Below are 22,891 nucleotides of genomic sequence, written 5' to 3'. Positions count from 1 at the left end.
GGGCCGGCGGCCCCGGACCGTACGCACGCCGACCGTGCTCCAGATGGAGGCGGTGGAGTGCGGCGCCGCGGCCCTGGCCATGGTGCTCGGCCACTACGCCCGCTTCGTCCCGCTGGAGGAGCTGCGCATCGCCTGCGGCGTCTCCCGGGACGGCTCCCGCGCCAGCAACCTCCTCAAGGCGGCACGCGGTTACGGCCTCCAGGCCAAGGGCATGCAGATGGACCTGGCCGCGCTCGCCGAGGTCAGCGCCCCGGCCATCCTGTTCTGGGAGTTCAACCACTACGTCGTCTACGACGGCATGGGCCGCCGCTTCGGCCGCCGGGGCGTGTACATCAACGACCCGGGCAAGGGCCGCCGGTTCGTGCCCATGGACGAGTTCGACACCAGTTTCACCGGCATCGTGCTCACCTTCGAGCCCGGCGCGGGCTTCCGCCGCAGCGGGCGCAAGCCGGGTGTCCTGGGCGGTATACCGGCCCGCCTGCGCGGCACTTCGGGCACCATGGCTGCCGCCGTGATCTCCAGCCTGCTGCTGGTGGTCGTCGGCGCGTCGGTGCCCGCGCTGAGCCGGACGTACATCGACATGTTCCTCATCGGGCAGCAGACGTCCCTGCTCGGCGTGGTCTTCGCGGCGATGGCGACCGCCCTGGTGCTCACCGCCACCCTCACCTGGCTGCAGCAGGCCAATCTGCTGCGCGGGCGCATCATCTCCTCCACCCTCGGCAGCGCCCGGTTCCTGCGGCACCTGCTCAGGCTGCCCGTCGGCTTCTACGCCCAGCGCAACCCGGCCGATCTGGTGCAGCGGCTGCGGTCGAACGACGCGGTCGCCGAGACCCTCGCCCGCGATCTGGCCGCCGCGGGCGTGGATGCCGTCGTGGTCGTGCTCTACGCCGTGCTGCTGTGGACGTACGACCCGCAGCTCACCGTCGTCGGCGTGGCGGTGGCCCTGCTCAATGTGGTGGCCATGCGGATCGCGATCCGGGTGCGGGCCACCGGCACCCGGAAGCTGCGCGCCGAGAGCGCCCGGCTGACGAACACCTCCTACAGCGGGCTGACCCTCATCGAGACCATGAAGGCGACCGGCGGGGAGAACGGTTTCTTCCGCCGCTGGGCCGGACAGCACGCGGTCACCCTGGATGTGCAGCAGCGGCTCGGGGTGCCCGGCGCCTGGCTGGCGATCGTCGCACCCACCCTGGCCGCGCTCAACAGTTCGCTGATCCTGATGATCGGCGGCCTGCGGGCGGTGGAGGGGCACCTGTCGGTGGGTCTCCTCGTCGCCTTCCAGGCCCTGGTGACCAGCTTCACCGCGCCGATCAGCCGGCTCAACGGCGTCGCCGGACGGATCCAGGACTTCGCGGCCGACGTCGCCCGGCTCAAGGACGTCGAGAACTTCCCCGTCGACCCGGTCCACGCGCGCCGCGAGCCCGCCGCCGGCGCCCGCCGCCTCACCGGCCATGTGGAGCTGGAGGGCATCACCTTCGGCTACAGCCCGCTGGACCCCCCGCTGCTCAAGGACTTCTCGCTCACGGTCGGCCCCGGGCAGCAGGTCGCGCTGGTCGGCGGTTCCGGCAGCGGCAAGTCCACCGTCTCCCGGCTGATCGCCGGGCTCTACACGCCCTGGGAGGGCACCGTCCGCATCGACGGAATGCGGTGGGCGGACATCCCGCGCGGGGCGCTGGCCGCCTCCGTCTCCTTCGTGGACCAGGACGTGTTCCTGTTCGAGGGCACCGTCCGCGACAACGTGGCGCTGTGGGACCCCTCCGTCCCGGACGAGGCAGTGCTCACGGCACTCGAGGACGCCGCCGTCCTCGATGTGGTCTCCCGCCGTCCCGGGGGCATCCACAGCCGCGTCGAGCAGGACGGCCGGAACTTCTCCGGCGGCCAGCGCCAGCGCCTGGAGATCGCCCGGGCGCTGGTGCGCCGCCCCAGCGTCATGGTGCTCGACGAGGTCACCAGCGCCCTGGACGCGGTGACCGAGCGGGTGGTCATCGACAACCTGCGACGCCGCGGCTGTGCCTGCGTGGTCATCGCCCACCGGCTCAGCACCGTGCGCGACAGCGACGAGATCCTCGTCCTGGACCGGGGCACGGTCGTGGAACGCGGTCCGCACGAGTACCTGGTGGCCGCGGGCGGCCGGTACGCCGAACTGGTCAGGGAGTACTGAGTTGAAACCTCCCCGTCCTAAAGGACGGGGATTCCTAGCTCACTTCGCCTGACCCCTGGCAGGGGGCGGGTCTTACAAGATCAGCACTAGCCGGGTTGAGACCAGCCCGGACGAGCATCACGCGGGCGGAGTTCTTGTCTCGTGGCGAGACGGCTCCACACGTAGTGCACGTATACGTACGTTCGGAAAGGGGGAGTGCGTGCTTGGTTCTCGCTCCGCAGTGCGCGCAGTCCATGGTGGTGTGCGCGGGGTGGACAAGGTGCACGGTCCGGCCGTGCTTTCGGGCCTGCTCGATCAGGGCCGTCTTGGTAGCGGTGATCGCGGCGTCGGCTGCCTTGCGGGCCATGGTGGACTTGGCGAGGAAACGCGGCCGGAAGTCCTCCACGGCGAGGTGGTCGAAGTCCCGGACGATGGTCTTGGCCCACTTGCGGCCGGTGTCCTGCCGCTGACGGGCGATCTTCTTCGACACCTTCGCCGCAGCCTTCCGAGCCTTGCGGTAGCCGGCAGTGTCAGGCCGGTTCCTGGGCGTCCGGCGCCGGGCCATCATCCGCTGATGGCGGGCCAGCTCCCAGGCTGCCGTCTTCCCGTGCCCGGCGTGCGGCAGGTCGTGCAGGTCGGAAGTGGTGGTGGCGGTCTCCTTCACGCCCCAGTCCACTCCGATCACACGGCCGGTCTGCGGCAGCGGCACGGTCTCAGTGACCGCAACGAACGACGCGTACCAGTGCCCGAGGCTGTCCCGGTACACACGCACGCTCGTCGGATCGGACGGCAGGTCTCTCGACCACACCATCGTCAGGACGATGCCGCCCGCCAGGTGCAGACGCCCGTCCTTGAGGGAGAACCCGCGCCGCGTGTAGTTCAGCGACGGCAGGGCTTCCCGCTTGCGCTTGATGCGGGGCATCCCGGCCCGCTGCCGCATCGGCAGCTTTGCCTTGATGTCCTTGATCGCCTTCGAACGGGACTTCGCGAAGTCCCGGATGATCTGCTGTTGAGGAACCGAAGCGCCCTCCCGCAGCCATCCCATCGACCGGCGTGCCTCGGTCAGCATCTTGTCGAGCTGCGCCGGACCGCACGTGATCTTCTGCTCGGCGCCCTGGTTGAGCTTGTGGACGTTGCGGGACATGGCCACGCACTCGTTCCACACCCAGCGACACCGCGCCCACTCGCCTTCGAGCTGTGCGAGAGCGGTGGACGACACACGCAGCCGGAAGGTGTACCGGGCATGCCCGGCCACGTCGTCGGCCAGCGGAGTCGTCGTCATGATCGCAACCTAACAGTCCCCACTGACAACGGAAGAGAGTGCAGGTCAGACCAGATGTGCTGGGAACTCCGCCGCTTCGCGGCTCCGGTCCAAGGACACACACCTCCCCGGCCTGAAGACCGGGGAGGAATGGGAGAAATCAGGTGAGCACGGTCGGCACGGCGGGCACCGGGGTGGTGTCCCCGGACCCGGTGGTCGCGGCCCTGGGCGGGCTGGGCGCTCCGGTCGACTGCACGGGCCTGCGCAGCATCTCCCTGGAGGGTCCCTCCGTACTGTGGCTCCTCGTCCAGGGCGAATTGGACCTGTTCGCCGTGGACGCGGCGCAGCTCGGGCAGTGGCACTTCCTGGGCCGGCTGGAGGCGGGCACGCTGCTGCTGGGCCCTGCCGAGGGGCCCGAGCACACCCTGGTGGGCCGGCCGTCGCGGGGGTGCCTGCTGCGCCGCATCGAGCTGCGGGAGTCGGCGGGCCCGTGGCACCCGGGGCAGTGGTACGCCGATCAGGGCGGGTACCCGGGCGCGGGTGACGGGTACCTGAGCCCCCTGGAGGCGGCCTTCGCGCGTGGTGTGGGCCGCGGCCTGCGGGTGCTGTACGAGGCGCCGCTCGGCGGCAGTCCCGGGCACGGGGCCGATGAAGACATCGTGTGGATGCAGATCGCCCCCGGCAGCGTGCAGTACGGCGCCGCCTACGAGGCGGCGATGGCCGGCGCCCTGCTCGTCGACCCGGCGATGTGGCAGGGCATGGTCGAGCAGCAGTACCGGCTGCGGTACGCCCTGGACCGCTGGATCGAGCAGCGCGAGCGCGCCCACGAGGACCGGACGGCGGCCGGTGTCGAGGCCGGCCGGGCCGCCCGTACCGAGGCGAACCGGGTGCTGGCGGCCTCCATCGGCCGCTCCGGCACACCTGCCGTGCACCGCGGCGCGAGCGCCGACGCGACCCTCGCCGTGTGCCGCCTGGTCGCCGCCGAAGCGGGCATCACCCTGTCCTCCGCATCGGCCGAGGCAGGTGCCGGCGCCGGCTCCGAGCGGACGGACCCCGTCGAACGCATCGCGCTCGCCTCACGGTTCCGGACCCGCCCGGTCGGTCTCGGCGGGCGCTGGTGGCGGGAGAACAGCGGGCCCCTGGTGGGCCGGCGCGCCTCGGACGGGTCGCCGGTCGCCCTGCTCTGGCGGCGCGGCGGCTATGTGGCGGTGGACCCGGCCACCGGCCGGCGCGAGCGGATCGGCGAGAGCGGCGGGGCCGGCAAGGCCGCCAAGGCCGGCAGGGCCGACGCGGCCGGCTTTGAACCGCGGGCCGTGATGTTCTACCGCCCGCTGCCCGAGGGTCCGCTGGGCCTGCTCCCGCTGCTGCGGTTCAGCGTGCGGGGCACCCGCACGGAGCTGCGCAGCCTGCTCCTGGGCGGGCTGGTGGCGGTGGTCCTGGGCGCGCTGGTGCCGGTGGCCACCGGCAAGGTGCTCGGTCAGTACGTACCGCAGGCCGAGACCGGCCTGATCGTGCAGACCGCGGTCGCGCTCCTCGCGACCGCGGTGGTCTCGGCGGTCTTCATGCTGTGGCAGAACGTCTCCCTCCTGCGTATGGAGGGCCGCATCGAGGCCACGCTGCAGCCCGCGGTGTGGGACCGGCTGCTGAGGCTGCCGACGACCTTTTTCACCGGCCGGTCGACGGGGCAGCTGGCCAATGCGGCCATGGGCATCAGCGCGATCCGCCGCATGCTGTCCGGCATCGGAGCGGTCTGCGTCCAGGCGGGCACGGTCGGCACCATGAACCTGGTCCTGCTGTTCGCCTACAACGCGCGGCTGGCGGTCGTGGCGGTCGTCATGCTGCTCGTCGTCGCGGCGCTCTTCCTGGGGCTGGGGCTGTGGCAGCTGCGCTACCAGCGCCGGCTGGTCAAGCTCGACAACCGGCTCGACAACCAGGCCTTCCAGACCCTGCGCGGGCTGCCGAAACTACGGGTCGCGGCGGCCGAGAGCTTCGCCTACGCCGCCTGGGCGCGGGAGTTCGCCCGGACCCGTACGCTGCACCAGCGCGCCGGCCGGATCCAGAACCTCCTCGCGGTGCTCAACGCGGTCTGCCTTCCGCTGTGCACGCTGGTGATGTTCATGCTGCTGGCCGGGCCGGCCCGCGGCACCATGTCCGCCGGTGCGTTCCTCACCTTCAGCACCGCCGTGACGCTCCTGCTGTCCTCGGTCACACAGGTGACGGGCGCGCTGCTGTCGGCGGCTGCCGTGCTGCCGGTGTTCGAGGAAGTCGCGCCGATCCTGCGGGCGGCGCCCGAGGTGCGCGGCGCCGCTGCCGCACCGGGTGTGCTGGGCGGGGCCGTCGAGGCGCGGCAGCTGTCGTACCGCTACACCGAGGACGGGCCGCTGGTCCTCGACGAGGTCGACTTCCGGGTGCGGCCCGGGGAGTTCGTCGCGATCGTGGGGGCCAGCGGCTGCGGGAAGTCGACCCTGCTGCGGCTGCTCATCGGCTTCGACAAGCCGTCCGCCGGCAGCGTGCTGTACGACGGCCAGGACCTGGCAGCCCTCGACCAGGCGGCCGTACGCCGCCAGTGCGGGGTCGTGCTGCAGCACGCCCGGCCCTTCACCGGCTCGATCCTGGACTGCATCCGCGGCGCCGAGTCCTTCTCGCTGGAGGAGGTGTGGGAGGCCGTCGCGATGGCGGGCCTGGCCGAGGACATCAAGGCCATGCCCATGGGCCTGCACACCATGCTGTCCGACGGCGGGGGCACCGTCTCGGGCGGTCAGCGCCAGCGGCTCATGATCGCCCAGGCGCTGGTGCGCAGGCCTCGGGTGCTGTTCTTCGACGAGGCCACCAGCGCGCTGGACAACGAGGCGCAGCGGGTGGTCATCGAATCCACCCGGGCCCTGCGGGCCACCCGCATCGTGATCGCCCACCGGCTGTCCACGATCATGGACGCGGACCGTGTGATCGCGATGGCGGACGGGCGGATCGTCCAGCAGGGCCCGCCCGCCGAGCTGCTCGCGGACGCCTCCGGCCTGTTCCACGGCCTGGTCCGCCGCCAGCTGCGCTGACCCGGACGTTGTCCGGAACGCCGAAGGGCGGCGGTGGGACGTGCCGTCCCACTGCCGCCCTGTCGGTACGGGATCAGACCGCCGGGACCGGGTAGGTCGGGTACTCCACCCCGGAGACGTGCTGGACGACCCGGATGACCTGGCACGAGTAGCCGAACTCGTTGTCGTACCAGAGGTAGAGGATCGCGTTGTCGCCGTCGACCTTGGTGGCGCCGGCGTCGACGATCGAGGCGTGGCGCGAGCCGACGAAGTCCATGGAGACGGCGTCGGGGGCGGTGGTGAAGTCGATCTGGCGCTTCAGCGGCGAGTGCAGCGAGACGTCGCGGAGGTAGTCGAGGACCTCTTCGCGGGTGGTCTCGCGGCCCAGGCGCAGGCTCAGGATCGCGATCGAGACGTCCGGGACGGGGACGCGGATCGAGCTGCCGGTGATCGGCGCCTTGAGCTCGGGCAGGGCCTTGGCGACGGCGGAGGCGGCACCGGTCTCGGTGATGACCATGTTCAGCGGCGCGGAGCGGCCACGGCGGTCGGCCTTGTGGTAGTTGTCCAGCAGGTTCTGGTCGTTGGTGAACGAGTGGACGGTCTCCACGTGACCGCGCAGCACGCCGTACTCGTCGTCCATCGCCTTCAGCGGCGGGACGATCGCGTTGGTGGTGCAGGAGGCGCAGGACAGGATGCGCTCGTCCGGCTTCACCGTGTCGTGGTTGACGCCGTGCACGATGTTCGGGACGTCGCCCTTGCCCGGGGCGGTCAGGACGACCTTGTCGATGCCGGGACGCAGGTGCTTCGAGAGCCCCTCGCGGTCGCGCCACTTGCCCGTGTTGTCGATGAGGATGGCGTCCTTGATGCCGTACGCCGTGTAGTCGACCTCGGAGGGGTCGTTGGCGTAGATCACCTTGATCGCGTTGCCGTTGGCGATGATCGTGCTGTTCGCCTCGTCCACGGTGATGGTGCCCTGGAACTGGCCGTGGATGGAGTCGCGGCGCAGCAGCGAGGCGCGCTTGACCAGGTCCTGCTCGCCGCCGCCGCGGACGACGATGGCGCGGAGGCGCAGACCGTTGCCGGAGCCGGCCTTCTCGATGAGCAGGCGGGCGACCAGGCGGCCGATGCGGCCGAAGCCGTAGAGGACGACATCGCGGCCCTCGCGGCACTCGATCTTGTTGGCACCCGTGGCGCCGGCGACGGCCTCGGCGGTGAACTGTTCGACGGAAAGACCGCGGTCATCGGTCTTGTACGTGGCGGCGAGCATGCCGATGTCGATCTGGGACGGGCCGAGGTCCAGCGCGGTGAGGGCCTGCAGGAACGGCAGGGTCTCGGTGACCGAGAGCTCCTCGCCGTCGATCTGGCGGGCGAACCGGTGGGTTTTGAGGATGCTCACCACGGATTTGTTCACCAGGGCGCGGCTGTGGAGGAGGACCGTGACGTCCCGCTCCCGGTGAAGCTTCCCGATGATCGGGATCATCGACTCCGCGATCTCCTCGCGGTTCTTCCAGTTGGTGAACGAGTCGTCATTGACAGTCACAGGTTTATCTTTCGAGCTAGGCGGCGCTCATATGCTAACCCCTCGCTCCTTTGATCATTCAAGCGGTACCTCTTGAGCGAGCAATCGTGACCTTCTGTGACGGTTTGAGCACCTTCCCCAGCCATCCTTCAGGTCATACGATTCATGCCACAACCGAATGGCTGCGTGACTGGGGGAAGCCGGTGGGAATCCGGCGCTGACCTGCAACCGTGGTATGCCCGGGGGCGGTCGGGGCGTCGGCGCACGACCCCGACTCCGCCTCCTGCCAGAAGGGCACCTCATGCGCCAGACCGTCGCCCGCCGAGCCGTTGTCACCGCCGCCGCTCTCGGGCTCGTCCTCGCCACCGCGCCGGCCGCCGCCCAGGCCACGAGGTCACCACCGCGACCGGCGGCACGCACAAGTGCGACGGCACCAACGGCGGCGCGAACCCGACTGCCGTTCCCACCCCGACCGCTGCCCTCGACGACGCCGCGCGCAGAAACTACTTCGACTGGGACGGCACCTGGTACGCGTCCTTCGACGACTTCTCCGTCGACACCATCAAGCAGGTCAGCGGCGGCGGCTCGGCCAGGAGCGGGATCGGGCCGGAACGGTCGCGGTGACCGTTCCGGCCCGGGCGGGATCAGGCGTTGCCGGCCGCCGTCTCCGCGCGCACCTGCACGGCCGCCGCGACGAGGTTCTCCAGGGAGGCCCGCGTCTCGGGCCAGCCGCGGGTCTTCAGCCCGCAGTCGGGGTTGACCCAGAGCCGTTCGGCGGGAATCGCCTCACGGCCCTTGCGCAGCAGGGCCGCGGCCTCCTCGGTGGACGGGATGCGCGGGGAGTGGATGTCCCAGACGCCGGGGCCGACCTCCCGCGGATAGCCGGCGCCGGCCAGTTCGTCGGCCACCTGCATATGGGAGCGGGCCGCCTCCAGGCTGATGACATCGGCGTCGAGGTCGTCGATGGCCTGCACGATGTCGCCGAACTCGGCGTAGCACATGTGGGTGTGGATCTGGGTGTCCGGCCGGATGCCGCTGGTGGTCAGCCGGAAGGACTCGGTGGCCCAGGCCAGGTAGTCCGCATGGCCGGCGGCCCGCAGCGGGAGGGTTTCCCTCAGGGCCGGCTCGTCCACCTGGATCACCGAAGTACCGGCCGCCTCCAGGTCGCCCACCTCGTCGCGCAGGGCGAGGGCGACCTGCCGGGCGGTCTCGCCGAGCGGCTGGTCGTCCCGTACGAAGGACCAGGCGAGCATGGTCACCGGACCGGTCAGCATGCCCTTGACCGGCTTGGCGGTCTGCGCCTGGGCATAGGTCGTCCAGCGCACCGTCATCGGCTCCGGGCGGGAGATGTCCCCGGCCAGGACGGGCGGGCGGACGTACCGGGTGCCGTAGGACTGGACCCAGCCGTGCTGGGTGGCGAGGTAGCCGGTCAGCTGCTCGGCGAAGTACTGGACCATGTCGTTGCGTTCGGGCTCGCCGTGCACCAGGACGTCGATGCCGGCCTTCTCCTGGAAGGCGAGGACCTCGCGGATCTCGGCCTCGATCCGCTGCTCGTACGCGGCGCCGTCGATCCGGCCGGCCCGCAGGTCGGCCCGGGCGGTGCGGAGTTCGGAGGTCTGCGGGAAGGAGCCGATGGTCGTGGTGGGCAGCAGCGGAAGCCGCAGGTGGGCGCGCTGGGCGGCGGCCCGCTCCGGGTACGGCTGGGAGCGGCGGCCGTCGGCGTCGGTGATGGCCGCGGTCCGGGCGCGGACGGCCGGGTCGCGGGTGAGGGAGGAGTGGGCGCGGGAGGCCAGGTCGGCCCGGTTGGCGGCCAGTTCGGCCGCGATGGCGCCGGTGCCCCGGGCCAGGCCGCGGGCCAGGGTGGTGATCTCGGCGGTCTTCTGGCGGGCGAAGGCGAGCCAGCGGCGGACCTGTGTGTCGAGGTCGCGCTCGGCCCCGGCGTCCAGCGGTACGTGCAGCAGGGAGCAGGAGGCGGCGACGTCGACCCGGTCCGCGAGGCCGAGGAGGGTGGCGAGGGTGGCGAGGGACTTCTCGTAGTCGTTGAGCCAGATGTTGCGGCCGTTGACCACACCGGCGACCAGCCGCTTGCCGGGGATGCCTCCGATGGCGGCGAGGTCGGCCAGGTTGCCGGCGGCGGCCTCGGTGAAGTCGAGGGCGAGGCCGTCGACGGGCGCCTTGGCCAGCACCGGCAGGGCCTCGCCCAGCCGGTCGAAGTACGAGGCCACCAGCAGCTTGGGCCGGTCGGTGAGCGCGCCGAGTTCGCGGTAGGCGCGGGCCACGGCGTTCAGTTCGGCCGGGGTGCGGTCCTGGACCAGGGCGGGCTCGTCGAGCTGGACCCACTCGGCGCCGGCGGCGCGGAGCTCGGCCAGCACCTGTGCGTAGACGGGCAGCAGCCGGTCCAGCAGGGTCAGCGGGACGAAGTCGTCGGCGACCCCGGGCGCGGGCTTGGCGAGCAGCAGGTAGGTGACGGGGCCGACCAGGACCGGCCGGGCGGTGTGCCCGAGCGCGAGGGCTTCCTTCAGCTCGGCGACCTGCTTGGCGGGGTCGGCGGTGAAGGCGGTGTCGGGGCCGAGTTCGGGGACCAGGTAGTGGTAGTTGGTGTCGAACCACTTGGTCATCTCCAGCGGCGCCACGTCCTGGGTGCCGCGGGCCATGGCGAAGTAGCCGTCGAGGGCGTCGGCCTCGACGGCGGCGCGGTGCCGTGCCGGGATGGCGCCGACCATGACGCTGGTGTCGAGGACGTGGTCGTAGTACGAGAAGTCGCCGGTGGGCAGCTCGTGCAGGCCGGCCTCGGCCAGCTGCTGCCAGGTGTCGCGGCGCAGGCCGGCCGCGGTCTCTCTGAGGGCCTCGGCGGTGACGCGGCCCTTCCAGTAGCCCTCGACGGCCTTCTTCAGCTCCCGGTTCTGGCCTTGGCGGGGGTAGCCGTACACGGTGGCCTGGGCTCCCGTGGCTGCGGACGTGGTGGTCACGGAACTCTCCTTCGCGAGCATGTCTCCATGGACCCGGCGACGGGTCGGGGGCGCGAAAGGGGTGACCGACCGGACGGAGCCACGGGCGCGTCCGGATGGGTACGCGCGGGTGTCCGCCTGATCTGCACGCCGACCCGCCCACGAGGTCACCGGGATTCCGCACACGGCTGGGCGTGTGCGGGCAACGGGCAGGTCTTCGGACTCGCGGGCACGTCTCGTCGTGGACGAGGCTCCTACTGGCCGTCGCTTCCCAGACCCGGCCGGGTCCAGTGCGTATGACGGCGGTCGTTCCCGCTCACCGCTGCGGGGCAGTCCCGGATTCCCACCGGGTTCCCTCTTACGACGCATCCCGCCTGGCGGACGGGGCGAACCAGCTGCACCGGCCAGCCTAGAGGCCGGTTCCGCCGAGGGGATAGCGCAGTTCACATTCCGGACGGTGATCTGAGACACGCGAACGCGTGAACGCGCGAACGCCCACGGCAGAACGCGGAGCGGCTCACCAGGCCGCTCCGCGTTCTGCTCCGCCGACCGGGACCCTCATGCCCGGGTCGGCGCCTGCCGGGGCCCCTCAGCCCTGGCGGTACTGGTGGAACCCGCGCCCGGTCTTCCGGCCCAGCAGCCCGGCCTGCACCATGCGGCTGAGCAGCGGCGGCGGGGCGTACAGCGGCTCCTTGAACTCCTCGTAGAGGGCTGCGGCGATGGCGGCGACGGTGTCCAGGCCGATCAGGTCGGCCAGTTTGAGCGGGCCCATGGGGTGGGCGCAGCCCTGTTCCATGCCGGCGTCGATGTCGGCGGCGGTGGCGAAGCCGGATTCCGCCATCCGGACGGCCGACAGGAGATAGGGGATCAGCAGGGAGTTGACGACGAACCCGGCGCGGTCCTGGGAGCGGATCGCGGTCTTGCCCAGGGTGTCGCGGGCGAAGGCCTCGACGGCCGCGGCGGTCTCCGCCGAGGTGTGCAGGGAGGTCACCACCTCCACCAGCGGCAGCACGGGCACGGGGTTGAAGAAGTGCAGGCCGACCACCCGGTCCGCGCGGAGGGTGGCCATGCCCAGCCGCATGACGGGAAGGGCGGAGGTGTTGGTGGCGAGGACGGCCGACGGATCCTCCACGATCTTGTCGAGGGCGGTGAACACCTCCGCCTTGGCCTCGGGGTTCTCGGTCACGGCCTCGATCACGAGCTGCCGGTCGGCGAGGTCCTCCAGGTCTCCGGTGAACACCAGCCGGGCCAGGGCGTCCTCGGCCGAGAGCCGGTCGAGCTTGCCGCGCTGGACGGCGCGTTCCAGGGATACGGCGACGCGTTCGCGGGCAGCCCGGGCCGCGGTGGCGTCGGCTTCGGCCACCACCGTGTCCAGGCCGGCCCGGGCGCAGACCTCGGCGATGCCGGCGCCCATCTGGCCCCCGCCGACGATCCCGATGCGCTGGAAGCGGGTGGTCCGGGTCCGGGTGGTCCCGCTGCGGGCGGTCATGACGGCACCGGCGCGGTGGCGCGGCGGACCAGGTGGCGGGTGTAGGCCTCGGGGGTGAAGAAGGCGGGCAGCTCCGGGGCGAGGGCGGTACGGACGAACACCTCTCGGGCCTCCGCGGCCAGGGCGGCGGGGTCCTCGGCGGCCAGGGCCGCGCACTCCGCGTCGAGCAGGCGGGTCACGGTGGCGTGGTCCACGCTGCCGTGGCGGAGCCACTGCCAGATCTGGACCCGGGCGATCTCCGCGGTGGCCGCGTCCTCCATCAGCCCGTACAAGGCAACCGCTCCGCTGCCGCGCAGCCACGCATCGAAGTAGCGCAGGGCGACGGCGACGTTGGCGCGGATGCCCTCGTCGGTCGGCGGGGCGACGGTCCGGCGGACCGAGAGCAGGTCGGCGGCCGTGACCTCGACATCGCCGCGGGTGCGGTCCAGCTGGTTCGGCCGGTCTCCCAGGACGCCGTCGAAGACCTCGCGGCAGAGCGGCACGAGTCCGGGGTGGGCGACCCAGGAGCCGTCGAAGCCGTCCTCGGCCTCGCGTTCCTTGTCGAGGCGGACCTTGGCGAGGGCTGCGGCGTTGGCCTCGGCGTCCCGGCTGGGCACATGGGCGGCCATGCCGCCGATGGCGTGGGCGCCGCGCTGGTGGCAGGTGCGGACCAGGAGTTCGGTGTAGGCCCGCATGAAGGGGGCGGTCATGGTGACCTTGGCCCGGTCGGGCAGCCGGAAGTCGGTGCGGTGGCCGAAGGTCTTGATGAGGCTGAAGAGGTAGTCCCAGCGGCCGGCGTTGAGGCCGGCGCTGTGCTCGCGCAGCTCGTGGAGGATCTCCTCCATTTCGAAGGCGGCGGTAATCGTCTCGATGAGGACGGTGGCCCGGATGGTGCCGCGGGGGATGCCGAGCAGCTCCTGGGCGAGCACGAACACGTCGTTCCACAGCCGGGCTTCGTACCGGTTCTCCAGCTTGGGGAGGTAGAAGTACGGGCCGGATCCGGCGTCGATCTGGCGCTGCGCGCAGTGGAAGAAGTACAGGCCGAAGTCGACGAGGGAGGCGGGCACGGGGCGCCCGTCGATCTCCAGGTGCTCTTCGGTGAGGTGCCAGCCGCGCGGGCGGACCGTGATGGTCGCCAGCTGCTCGCCGAGGCGGTATTCCTTGCCCTCGGGGGTGGTGAAGTCGATGCGCCGGTCGATGGCGTCGCTGAGGTTGAGCTGGCCGTCGATGACGTTGGCCCAGGTCGGGGCGGTGGCGTCCTCGAAGTCGGCCATCCAGACCTTGGCGCCGGAGTTGAGGGCGTTGACGGTCATCCGGCGTTCGGGGGGTCCGGTGATCTCCACGCGGCGGTCGGTGAGGCCGGGGGCCGGCGGGGCGACGCGCCAGTCGGGGTCCTCGCGGATCGCGCGGGTGGCGAGCGGGAAGCCGAGCGGGGTGCCGTGGGCGAGGTGGCCGGAACGGCGGCGGCGCTCCTTGAGGAGTTCCAGGCGGCGGTCCGCGAACGCGGCGTCGAGCCGGCCGATGAACTCCAGGGCCTGGGGCGTCAGGATCTCCTCGTGGCGCTCACCCGGTGCGCCGAGAACCCGGACGCTGCTGGTCAGGGGAGGGAGGGACATGCGGTTCTCCTCAGCGGGGGCGGGTGCCCGACGGGGACGTCCGTCGGGCACCGGGTAACCGGGTACCGGCGGGTTTTAGTGGAACTGCTCTTCCTCGGTGGAGCCGGAGAGCGCGGTGGTCGAGGAGGCCGGGTTGACGGCGGTGGAGACGAGGTCGAAGTAGCCGGTGCCGACCTCGCGCTGGTGCTTGACCGCGGTGAACCCCTGGGCCTGGGCGGCGAACTCGCGCTCCTGGAGGTCGACATAGGCGGTCATGCCCTGCTCGGCGTAGCCGCGGGCGAGGTCGAACATGCCGTGGTTGAGGGAGTGGAAGCCGGCCAGGGTGATGAACTGGAACTTGTAGCCCATCGCGCCGAGTTCGCGCTGGAACTTGGCGATCTGGTCGTCGTCCAGGGCCGCCTTCCAGTTGAAGGACGGGGAGCAGTTGTAGGCGAGCATCTGGTCCGGGTACTGCGCGTGCATCGCCTCGGCGAACTCGCGGGCCTGGGCGAGGTCCGGGGTGCCGGTCTCCACCCAGATCAGGTCGGCGTGCGGGGCGTAGGCGAGGCCGCGGGCGATGACCGGGGCCATGCCGTTCTGCACCCGGTAGAAGCCCTCGGCGGTGCGCTCGCCGGTGGTGAACTGCGCGTCGCGCTCGTCGACGTCGCTGGTGAGGAGGTTCGCGGCGAGGGCGTCGGTGCGGGCGATGATCAGGGTGGGGGTGTCCGCGATGTCGGCCGCGAGGCGGGCGGCGTTGAGGGTGCGGATGTGCTGCGAGGTGGGGACGAGGACCTTGCCGCCGAGGTGGCCGCACTTCTTCTCGGAGGCGAGCTGGTCCTCGTAGTGGATGCCGGCCGCACCCGCCGCGATCATGGCCTTGGTCAGCTCGAAGGCGTTGAGCGGGCCGCCGAAGCCGGCCTCGGCGTCGGCGACGATCGGCGCCAGCCAGTCCGTCGTGTCGGTGCCGCCCTCGGCGGTGGCGATCTGGTCGGCGCGCAGCAGGGCGTTGTTGATCCGGCGCACCACCTGCGGGACCGAGTTCACCGGGTACAGGCTCTGGTCGGGGTAGGTGTGGCCGGCCTGGTTGGCGTCGGCGGCCACCTGCCAGCCGGACAGGTAGATCGCCTGGAGTCCGGCCCGGACCTGCTGGACGGCCTGGCCGCCGGTCAGGGCGCCGAGGGCATGGATGTAGTCCTGCTCGTGCAGCTGGCGCCACAGGCGCTCGGCGCCGCGCCGGGCCAGGGTGTGCTCCTCGCGGACGCTGCCGGACAGCCGCACCACCTCCTCGGCGCCGTAGGTCCGCTCGATGCCGGCCCAGCGCGGGTCGGTCGCCCAGCGCTGCGCCAGCTCCGCTGCCGCCGCCTTCGTCGTCTCGGTCTGCGCCATGTCCGTCTCCCTGCGTGCTTGTCAACCGTGCGAATGCCATTGCGAAGGTGATGTCACTGAGTGACATCACCTGGGAGCGGCCTGCCCGACACCCGGCGAGGTGGAGCTGAGCAATGTGCCCGGAAGGGCCGGATGGCAGGAATGACGGGAATCGCCAGGGCGACGTCAGGGCGGATGTCGTCCTCTGTCCTGCGCTCCGGCCGTGTCCGGCGGGCCGCAGTACGACTCTGGCAGTGGCACCCAGTGCCATCAAGCATGGCGCCATGCCAAGTTCTGCGCATCTTGTGCCGCAGAATTGCCAATCTTGCGAAGGGTGCGCTCCGGGCGTCCGCCGCCTAGACTCACCCCCTACTCGCCCCGCCTACTCATCGGTAGGAGTCCAGCTTGAGCAAGACCTACGCGGGTGCCCGCCTGCGCCGGCTGCGCGAGGAGCGCGGGATCAGCCAGGCCCAGCTGGCCCGGATGCTGGAGATCTCCCCCAGCTACCTGAACCAGATGGAGCACGACTCCCGGCCGCTGACCGTGCCCGTGCTGCTGCGGCTCACCGAGACCTTCGGCGTGGACCCCGGCTTCTTCGCGCAGCGCGACAGCGCCCGGGCGGTGGCCGACCTGCGCGAGGCCCTGGCGGACGACATCACCGCCGGCCGGGTCTCCCCCGCCGACCTGGCCGAACTCGTCCAGCGGCTGCCCGCCGTCGCCGCCGTCCTGCTCGACCTGGGGCGGCGCAACCTCGCCCTGGCGGAGCGGTTCGCCGAGGCCGCGGAGGGGCGCGGCGGTCCGGCCGGGCCGGGCGCCGGGCCGCGCCCGCCGCACGAGGAGATCCGCGAGTTCTTCTACCGCCGGCAGAACTATCTGCACGAGACCGACCTGGCCGCCGGCCGGCTGGCGGCCGAGATCGGGGTCCGGCCCGGCGCGGTGCTCGCCGCCCTCTCGGCCCGGCTCACCGAACGCCACCGCGTCCACCTGTCGGCCGGCGCCGACAGCCTGCACCGCTACGATCCCGCGCGCCGCACCCTGCACCTGTCCGCCCGGCTCCGCCCCGGCCAGCAGGCCTTCCGGATGGCCACCCAGCTCGCCCTCCTGGAACACGGCGCCGCCCTGTCCGCGCTGGCCTCCGAGGACTTCGAGGAGGGGTCGGCCGCCTGGTCGCTGGCCCGGATCGGGATCGCCAACTACTTCGCCGCCGCACTGATCCTGCCGTACGAGCCCTTCCACGCCGCCGCCGAAGCGGCCCGGTACGACATCGAGCTGCTCACCGACCACTTCGGCCTCGGCTACGAGACCATCTGCCACCGGCTCAGCACCCTCCAGCGCCCTCGGCACCGCGGGGTGCCCTTCTCCTTCGTACGGGTCGACCGGGCGGGGAACATGTCCAAGCGGCAGTCCGCGACGGGCTTCCACTTCTCCCGCGCGGGCGGCACCTGCCCGCTCTGGAACGTCTACGAGGCGTTCGCCTCCCCCGGACGCATCCACGTCCAGGTCGCCGCCATGCCCGACGGGCAGCGCTTCCTGTGGACCGCCCGGACCGTCACCCGGCACCGCGGCGGCTGGAGCGAGCCCGGCAAGACCTTCGCCATCGGCCTCGGCTGCGAGATCCGGCACGCCGCCCGGCTGGTCTACTCCGACGGCCTCGACCTGGACAACACCGCGGCGGCCACCCCGATCGGCATGGGCTGCCGCATCTGCGAACGCCTGGAATGCCCGCAACGGGCCGCACCCCCGCTCGGCCGCCCCCTCGCCATCGACGAACACCGCAGCACCTTCGTGCCATACCCGGTGGCCGTGCCTCCGCCGCCGTGAAGCCGGGGGTGGACTTACTAGGACGTCCAACTATATGTTCGTGGCACAAGGTCCGCGGTGCAGGGAAGCCGGTGTGAATCCGGCACGGTCCCGCCACTGTGAACGGGGTGTCCCCCGGAAGTCAGATACCGGCCGCGGAATGTTCTGTGTTGTTGTCCACGAGGATGGAGCAGACACGCATGGCACCGGTCCGTATCCACGACCTCGGTGATCCGGCGGAGCGCGCGCACCCGTTCGCACGCTCGTAGTCCCACGGCCTTCCCCGCGGCGCGCCCCACCCGGCGCGACCGCCGGTCTGCCGCGCCATCCCCGGATCCAACCTGACGAGAGCAGGCACCCATGGTCCGTGAACTCACCCATTTCATCGGCGGCAAGCACACCACCGGAACCTCCGGGCTCTTCGCCGACGTGTTCGACCCCAACACCGGCGACGTCCAGGCCCGCGTCCCGCTCGCCGGGCGCGCCGACACCGAGGCCGCCATCGCCAACGCCGAGGAGGCGCAGGCGGATTGGGGCCAGTGGAACCCGCAGCGCCGCGCCCGGGTGCTGCTGCGCTTCCTCCAGCTGGTCGAGGGCGAGCGCGATGCGCTGGCCCGGCTGCTGTCCGCCGAGCACGGCAAGACCGTGGCCGACGCGCACGGCGACATCCAGCGCGGCCTGGAGGTGGTGGAGTTCGCCGCCGGTATCCCGCACCTGCTCAAGGGCGAGTTCACCGACAACGCCGGCACCGGGATCGACGTGCACTCGCTGCGCAGCCCGCTGGGCGTGGTCGCCGGGATCACCCCGTTCAACTTCCCGGCCATGATCCCGCTGTGGAAGGCCGCCCCGGCCCTGGCCTGCGGCAACGCCTTTATCCTCAAGCCCTCGGAGCGTGATCCCTCGGTGCCGCTGCGGCTCGCCGAGCTCTTCCTGGAGGCAGGTCTGCCGCCCGGTGTGCTCAATGTGGTCAACGGCGGCAAGGAAGCGGTCGACACCCTGCTGGAGGACCCGCGGGTGCAGGCCCTCGGCTTCGTCGGCTCCACCCCGATCGCCGCGCACATCTATGCCACCGCCGCCGCCCACGGCAAGCGCGCCCAGTGCTTCGGCGGCGCCAAGAACCACATGATCGTGATGCCGGACGCCGACCTCGACCAGGCCGTGGACGCGCTGATCGGCGCCGGATACGGCTCCGCCGGAGAGCGCTGCATGGCGATCTCGGTGGCCGTGCCGGTCGGCGAGGAAACCGCCGACGCCCTGGTGGCACGCCTGAAGGACCGTATCGCCACCCTGCGCATCGGCCGCTCCGACGACCCGGACGCCGACTTCGGCCCGCTGGTCGGCCGCGACGCGCTCGACCGGGTGAACCGGTACGTCGGCATCGGCGCCACCGAGGGCGCCGAACTCGTCGTGGACGGGCGCGGGTTCACCCTCCCCGGACACGAGAACGGCTACTTCGCCGGGGCCTCGCTCTTCGACCGCGTCTCCCCGCAGATGCGGATCTACCGCGAGGAGATCTTCGGCCCGGTGCTGTGCGTCGTACGGGCCGCCGACTACGAGGAGGCGCTGCGGCTGCCGAGCGAGCACCCGTACGGCAACGGCGTGTCGATCTTCACCCGGGACGGGGACACCGCCCGGGACTTCACACGCCGGGTCAACACCGGCATGGTCGGCGTCAACGTCCCGATCCCGGTCCCGGTGGCCTACCACACCTTCGGCGGCTGGAAGCGGTCCGGCTTCGGCGACCTGAACCAGCACGGGCCGGACGCGATCCGCTTCTACACCCGGACCAAGACCGTCACCTCGCGCTGGCCCTCCGGGGTCAAGGAGGGCGCGAGCTTCACCATCCCCACGATGGGATGAGCCCGGTGACCACGACCCTCACCCCCGACCAGCTCGCCCTGGCCGAGGCCACCCTGGACTTCGCGCAGGAGCAGCTCGCCCCGTACGCCCTCGACTGGGACCGGGACAAGCACTTCCCGCTGGACGTCATCCGCCGGGCGGCACAGCTCGGCCTCGGCGGGGTGTACGTCGGCGAGGAGCACGGCGGATCCGGCCTGGGCCGCGCCGACGGGGTCCTCGTCTTCGAGGCCCTCGCCACCGGCTGCCCCTCCATCGCCGGCTACCTCTCCATCCACAACATGGTCGGCTGGATGATCGACCGGTACGGGAACCCGGCCCAGCGGGCCCGCTGGCTGCCGGACCTGTGCACGGCACGATCCCTCGCCAGCTACTGCCTGACCGAGCCGGGCGCCGGCTCCGATGCCGCCGGCCTGCAGACCCGGGCCGAACGCACCGCCGACGGCTACCTCCTGACCGGGGTGAAGCAGTTCATCTCAGGTGCGGGCGCCTCGGATGTGTACGTGGTGATGGCGCGCACCGGGGCGGCGGGCCCCGGCGGGATCTCCGCGTTCATCGTCGAACGCGGCGACCCGGGAGTCTCCTTCGGCCCCAACGAGCGGAAGATGGGCTGGAACGCGCAGCCCACCCGGCAGGTGGTCCTCGACGGCGTGCACATCCCCGCCGACCGGCGGCTCGGCGCCGAGGGCGACGGTTTCCGCATCGCCATGAACGGCCTCAACGGCGGCCGGCTCGGTATCGCCGCCTGCTCCCTGGGCGGCGCACAGAGCGCGCTGGACCGCAGCCTGGCCTACCTGGCCGACCGGCAGGCCTTCGGGGGGCGGCTGCTCGACACGCAGGCGCTGCAGTTCCGGCTCGCGGACATGGCCACCGAGCTGGCCGCGGCCCGGGCGCTGGTCCGGCAGGCCGCGGACGCGCTGGACCGGGGCGACCCGCTGGCGCCGCATCTGTGCGCGATGGCCAAGCGGTTCGCCACCGACACCGGGTACGCGGTCGCCGACCGCGCCCTGCAACTGCACGGCGGCTACGGCTACCTCAGCGAGTACGGCATCGAGAAGATCGTCCGCGACCTGCGGGTGCATCAGATCCTGGAAGGAACCAACGAGATCATGCGCGTCATCGTCGCCCGCGGACTCACGGAGCCCCTGCGATGAGCCCCGACCACGTGCTCGTCCGCACCGAGGGACACGCCGGGTACCTGACCCTCAACCGGCCCAAAGCCCTCAACGCCCTGTCCCACGCCATGGTGCTCCGCATCGACGAGGCGCTCACCGCCTGGGAGCACGACCCGGCCGTCGAGACCGTCGTCATCTCCGGAGCCGGGGAGCGCGGCCTGTGCGCGGGCGGCGACATCCGCTCGATTTACGAGGACGCGCGCACCGGCGGCACCGCCTCGGCGGACTTCTGGCGCGACGAGTACCGGCTCAACGCCCGGATCGCCCGCTACCCGAAGCCGTACGTGGCGCTGATGGACGGCATCGTGATGGGCGGCGGGGTCGGGATCTCCGCCCACGGCACCGTGCGGATCGTCACCGACCGCTCCCGGATCGCCATGCCCGAGACCGGCATCGGCTTCGTCCCCGACGTGGGCGGCACCTACCTGCTGTCGCTCGCCCCCGGGGAACTGGGCACCCACCTCGCGCTGACCGGCACCGCCGTCGGGGCGGCGGACGCCCTGCTGTGCGGGCTCGCCGACCACCATGTGCCCGCGGCCCAGCTGCCCGAACTGGCCGCCGCCCTGGCCCACACCTCCGTACACGAGGCCCTCGCCCGGTACGTCCGGGAGCCCGCGCCGGGCGGGCTGGCCGACGCCCGGGAGTGGATCGACCCCTGTTACGCGGCGGACAGTGTGGAGGAGATCCTGCGCCGGCTCCTCGGCACCGGCATCCCGGCCGCCGAGGAGGCCGCCGCCACCCTGGCCGCCAAGTCGCCGACCGCGCTCAAGGTCACCCTGGCCGCGCTGCGCCGGGCCCGGCGGCTCGGCCCGCTGGAGCGGGTCCTGGAGCAGGAGTACCGCGTCTCCTGTGCGGCGCTGTCCTCCCCCGACCTGGTCGAGGGCATCCGCGCCCAGGTCATCGACAAGGACCGCAGCCCGAAGTGGTCCCCGTCCTCCCTCGCCGAGGTCGGCGAGGCCGAGGTGGACCGCTTCTTCGCCCCGCTCGGCGCGCGCGAACTGCGCCTCGCCGCAACCGACTTCCCCCAGGAGGTGCCCTGGTGAGTGCCACCGTCGCGTTCATCGGGCTCGGCCGCATGGGCGGCCCGATGGCCGCCAACCTCGTCAAGGCCGGGCACCGCGTCCTCGGCTTCGACCTCGTCCCCGCCCTGTCGGCCGCCGCAGCCGCCACCGGCGTGGAGCCCGCCGCATCGGCCTCCGCAGCCGCCGGCGCGGCGGACGTGGTGATCACCATGCTGCCGGCCGGCGCGCAGGTGCTCGCCCTCTACCGGGAGCAGGGGCTGCTCGCCGCCGCCCGGCCGGGCACCCTGTTCATCGACTGCTCCACCATCGACGTGGCCGACGCCCGTACGGCGCACGAGGCGGCCGTGGCCGCCGGGCACCGGGCACTGGACGCACCCGTGTCCGGCGGGGTGGTGGGCGCCGAGGCCGGCACGCTCACCTTCATGGCGGGCGGCGGGGCCGAGGAGTTCGCCGTGGCGCAGCCGTTGCTCGCCGCGATGGGCAAGAAGGTCGTGCACTGCGGGTCGGCGGGCGCCGGCCAGGCCGCGAAGATCTGCAACAACATGATCCTCGCGGTGTCGATGATCGGGGTCAGCGAAGCCTTCGTGCTCGCCGAGAGCCTCGGCCTGGACCACCAGGCGCTCTTCGACGTGGCCTCCACCGCCTCCGGGCAGTGCTGGGCGCTGACCGTCAACTGCCCGGTCCCCGGGCCGGTTCCGACGAGCCCCGCGAACCGCGACTACCGGCCCGGTTTCGCCGCGCCGCTCATGGCCAAGGACCTGGGTCTGGCCGCCGACGCGCTGCGAGCCGGCGGGGTCGAGGCTCCGCTCGGCCTCAAGGCCGCCGAAATGTACGCCGCATTCGCCGAAGGGGAGGGCGCCGGGCTGGACTTCTCCGCGATCGTCCGAACCCTGCGACCGCAGAACGGAACACCCGCATGACGTACGAGACCATCCTGCTGGAACGCAAGGGCCGGGTGGCGGTGCTCACCCTCAACCGGCCGCAGGCCCTCAACGCCCTCAACCTCCAGGTCATGACGGAGGTGGTGGCCGCCGCGGAGGAACTGGACCGGGATCCGGAGGTCGGCTGCATCGTGCTGACCGGCTCGGCCAAGGCCTTCGCCGCGGGCGCCGACATCAAGGAGATGCGGCCCCAGAGCTATATGGACATGTACCTCTCCGACTGGTTCACCGCCTGGGACCGCCTCGGGCAGGTCCGTACGCCCACCGTCGCCGCGGTCTCCGGGTACGCGCTCGGCGGCGGCTGCGAACTGGCCATGCTCTGCGACATCCTGCTCGCGGCCGACACCGCGAAGTTCGGGCAGCCCGAGATCAAGCTCGGGGTCATTCCCGGCATCGGCGGCTCCCAGCGGCTCACCCGCGCCGTCGGCAAGGCCAAGGCCATGGAACTGTGCCTGACCGGGCGCACCATGGGCGCCGAGGAGGCCGAGCGCGCCGGGCTGGTTTCCCGGATCGTCCCGGCCGAGGAGCTCCTCGCCGAGGCCCTGTCGGTGGCCGAGACCGTGGCCGGGATGTCGAAGCCGGTCGCGATGATGGCCAAGGAGTCCGTGAACCGGGCCTTCGAGACCACCCTGGCCGAGGGCGTCCGGTTCGAACGCCGGCTGTTCCATGCGGTGTTCGCCACCGCGGACCAGAAGGAGGGCATGTCCGCCTTCGTGGACAAGCGTCCCCCGCGGTTCGTCCACGGCTGAGGCCCGGCAGGGGCCCGCGGCA

14 protein-coding genes, 1 pseudogene and 2 riboswitches are annotated in these 22,891 nt (G+C 71.9%); of the genes and pseudogenes, 9 read left to right on the top strand and 6 right to left on the bottom strand.

Going from position 1 to position 22,891, the window contains the following annotated elements:
• Positions 1-43: 43 nt before the first annotated feature.
• Entirely contained in the window at positions 44-2,161 is a 2,118-nt protein-coding gene (locus ABT123_RS20360) for an NHLP family bacteriocin export ABC transporter peptidase/permease/ATPase subunit (protein ID WP_502971001.1), read from the top strand.
• A gap of 34 nt (positions 2,162-2,195) precedes the next feature.
• Here the strand turns inward: ABT123_RS20360 and ABT123_RS20355 are convergent, their stop codons facing one another.
• Positions 2,196-3,422 carry an RNA-guided endonuclease InsQ/TnpB family protein gene (locus tag ABT123_RS20355; protein ID WP_351316338.1) on the bottom strand — a complete coding sequence of 409 codons (1,227 nt, stop codon included), beginning with the start codon at positions 3,420-3,422 and terminating at the stop codon, positions 2,196-2,198.
• Between the two features lie 143 nt (positions 3,423-3,565).
• On the opposite strand from ABT123_RS20355, the gene ABT123_RS20350 reads away from it, so the two are divergent.
• Positions 3,566-6,451 (top strand): NHLP bacteriocin export ABC transporter permease/ATPase subunit, encoded by a 2,886-nt coding sequence (locus ABT123_RS20350; RefSeq protein ID WP_351316335.1) that lies wholly within the window; start codon positions 3,566-3,568, stop codon positions 6,449-6,451.
• 73 nt (positions 6,452-6,524) lie between these two features.
• On the opposite strand, the gene ABT123_RS20345 is transcribed toward ABT123_RS20350, so the two are convergent.
• The gene (locus tag ABT123_RS20345) at positions 6,525-7,970 is read right to left on the bottom strand and encodes a glyceraldehyde-3-phosphate dehydrogenase (protein ID WP_351316332.1); all 1,446 of its coding nucleotides are present in this window, start codon (positions 7,968-7,970) and stop codon (positions 6,525-6,527) included.
• 280 nt (positions 7,971-8,250) lie between these two features.
• On the opposite strand from ABT123_RS20345, the pseudogene ABT123_RS20340 reads away from it, so the two are divergent.
• Positions 8,251-8,540: pseudogene (locus ABT123_RS20340) on the top strand (DUF4430 domain-containing protein); the annotation flags it as partial.
• 53 nt (positions 8,541-8,593) lie between these two features.
• Here ABT123_RS20340 and metE read toward each other — a convergent pair.
• From metE to aceA, 4 genes are all read right to left on the bottom strand, one after another.
• Positions 8,594-10,939 carry a 5-methyltetrahydropteroyltriglutamate--homocysteine S-methyltransferase gene (gene metE / locus ABT123_RS20335; protein WP_351316330.1) on the bottom strand — a complete coding sequence of 782 codons (2,346 nt, stop codon included), beginning with the start codon at positions 10,937-10,939 and terminating at the stop codon, positions 8,594-8,596.
• Positions 10,940-11,088: 149 nt separating this feature from the next.
• Positions 11,089-11,308: riboswitch (cobalamin riboswitch) on the bottom strand.
• A gap of 178 nt (positions 11,309-11,486) precedes the next feature.
• The gene (locus ABT123_RS20330) at positions 11,487-12,386 is read right to left on the bottom strand and encodes a 3-hydroxybutyryl-CoA dehydrogenase (RefSeq protein ID WP_351316327.1); all 900 of its coding nucleotides are present in this window, start codon (positions 12,384-12,386) and stop codon (positions 11,487-11,489) included.
• Entirely contained in the window at positions 12,383-13,981 is a 1,599-nt protein-coding gene (aceB, locus tag ABT123_RS20325) for a malate synthase A (protein WP_351316324.1), read from the bottom strand. Before aceB ends, ABT123_RS20330 begins: the two co-directional genes overlap by 4 nt.
• Positions 13,982-14,056: 75 nt before the next feature.
• Entirely contained in the window at positions 14,057-15,346 is a 1,290-nt protein-coding gene (gene aceA, locus ABT123_RS20320; RefSeq protein ID WP_351316322.1) for an isocitrate lyase, read from the bottom strand.
• Positions 15,347-15,730: 384 nt separating this feature from the next.
• On the opposite strand from aceA, the gene ABT123_RS20315 reads away from it, so the two are divergent.
• The 6 genes from ABT123_RS20315 (at position 15,731) to ABT123_RS20290 (ending at position 22,869) form a co-directional block, all read left to right on the top strand.
• Positions 15,731-17,146: a short-chain fatty acyl-CoA regulator family protein gene (locus ABT123_RS20315; protein WP_351316319.1), complete on the top strand. Its 1,416-nt coding sequence runs from the start codon at positions 15,731-15,733 to the stop codon at positions 17,144-17,146.
• A gap of 38 nt (positions 17,147-17,184) precedes the next feature.
• Positions 17,185-17,297, top strand: a riboswitch (cobalamin riboswitch).
• A gap of 188 nt (positions 17,298-17,485) precedes the next feature.
• Positions 17,486-18,985: a CoA-acylating methylmalonate-semialdehyde dehydrogenase gene (locus tag ABT123_RS20310; protein WP_351316316.1), complete on the top strand. Its 1,500-nt coding sequence runs from the start codon at positions 17,486-17,488 to the stop codon at positions 18,983-18,985.
• Entirely contained in the window at positions 18,982-20,136 is a 1,155-nt protein-coding gene (locus ABT123_RS20305; RefSeq protein WP_351316313.1) for an acyl-CoA dehydrogenase family protein, read from the top strand. Before ABT123_RS20310 ends, ABT123_RS20305 begins: the two co-directional genes overlap by 4 nt.
• On the top strand, positions 20,133-21,200 hold the full coding sequence (locus tag ABT123_RS20300) for an enoyl-CoA hydratase/isomerase family protein (RefSeq protein WP_351316311.1): 1,068 nt from the start codon (positions 20,133-20,135) through the stop codon (positions 21,198-21,200). Before ABT123_RS20305 ends, ABT123_RS20300 begins: the two co-directional genes overlap by 4 nt.
• Entirely contained in the window at positions 21,197-22,099 is a 903-nt protein-coding gene (gene mmsB / locus ABT123_RS20295; RefSeq protein ID WP_351316308.1) for a 3-hydroxyisobutyrate dehydrogenase, read from the top strand. The genes ABT123_RS20300 and mmsB overlap by 4 nt, the downstream gene beginning before the upstream one ends.
• Complete coding sequence (locus ABT123_RS20290) at positions 22,096-22,869, top strand: enoyl-CoA hydratase (RefSeq protein ID WP_351316305.1); 774 nt, start codon at positions 22,096-22,098, stop codon at positions 22,867-22,869. Before mmsB ends, ABT123_RS20290 begins: the two co-directional genes overlap by 4 nt.
• Positions 22,870-22,891: the final 22 nt, after the last annotated feature.

The organism is Streptomyces sp. NPDC002054 (assembly GCF_040296685.1).
Taxonomy (GTDB): domain Bacteria; phylum Actinomycetota; class Actinomycetes; order Streptomycetales; family Streptomycetaceae; genus Streptomyces.
This window is presented reverse-complemented; position numbering and strand designations above follow the sequence as displayed.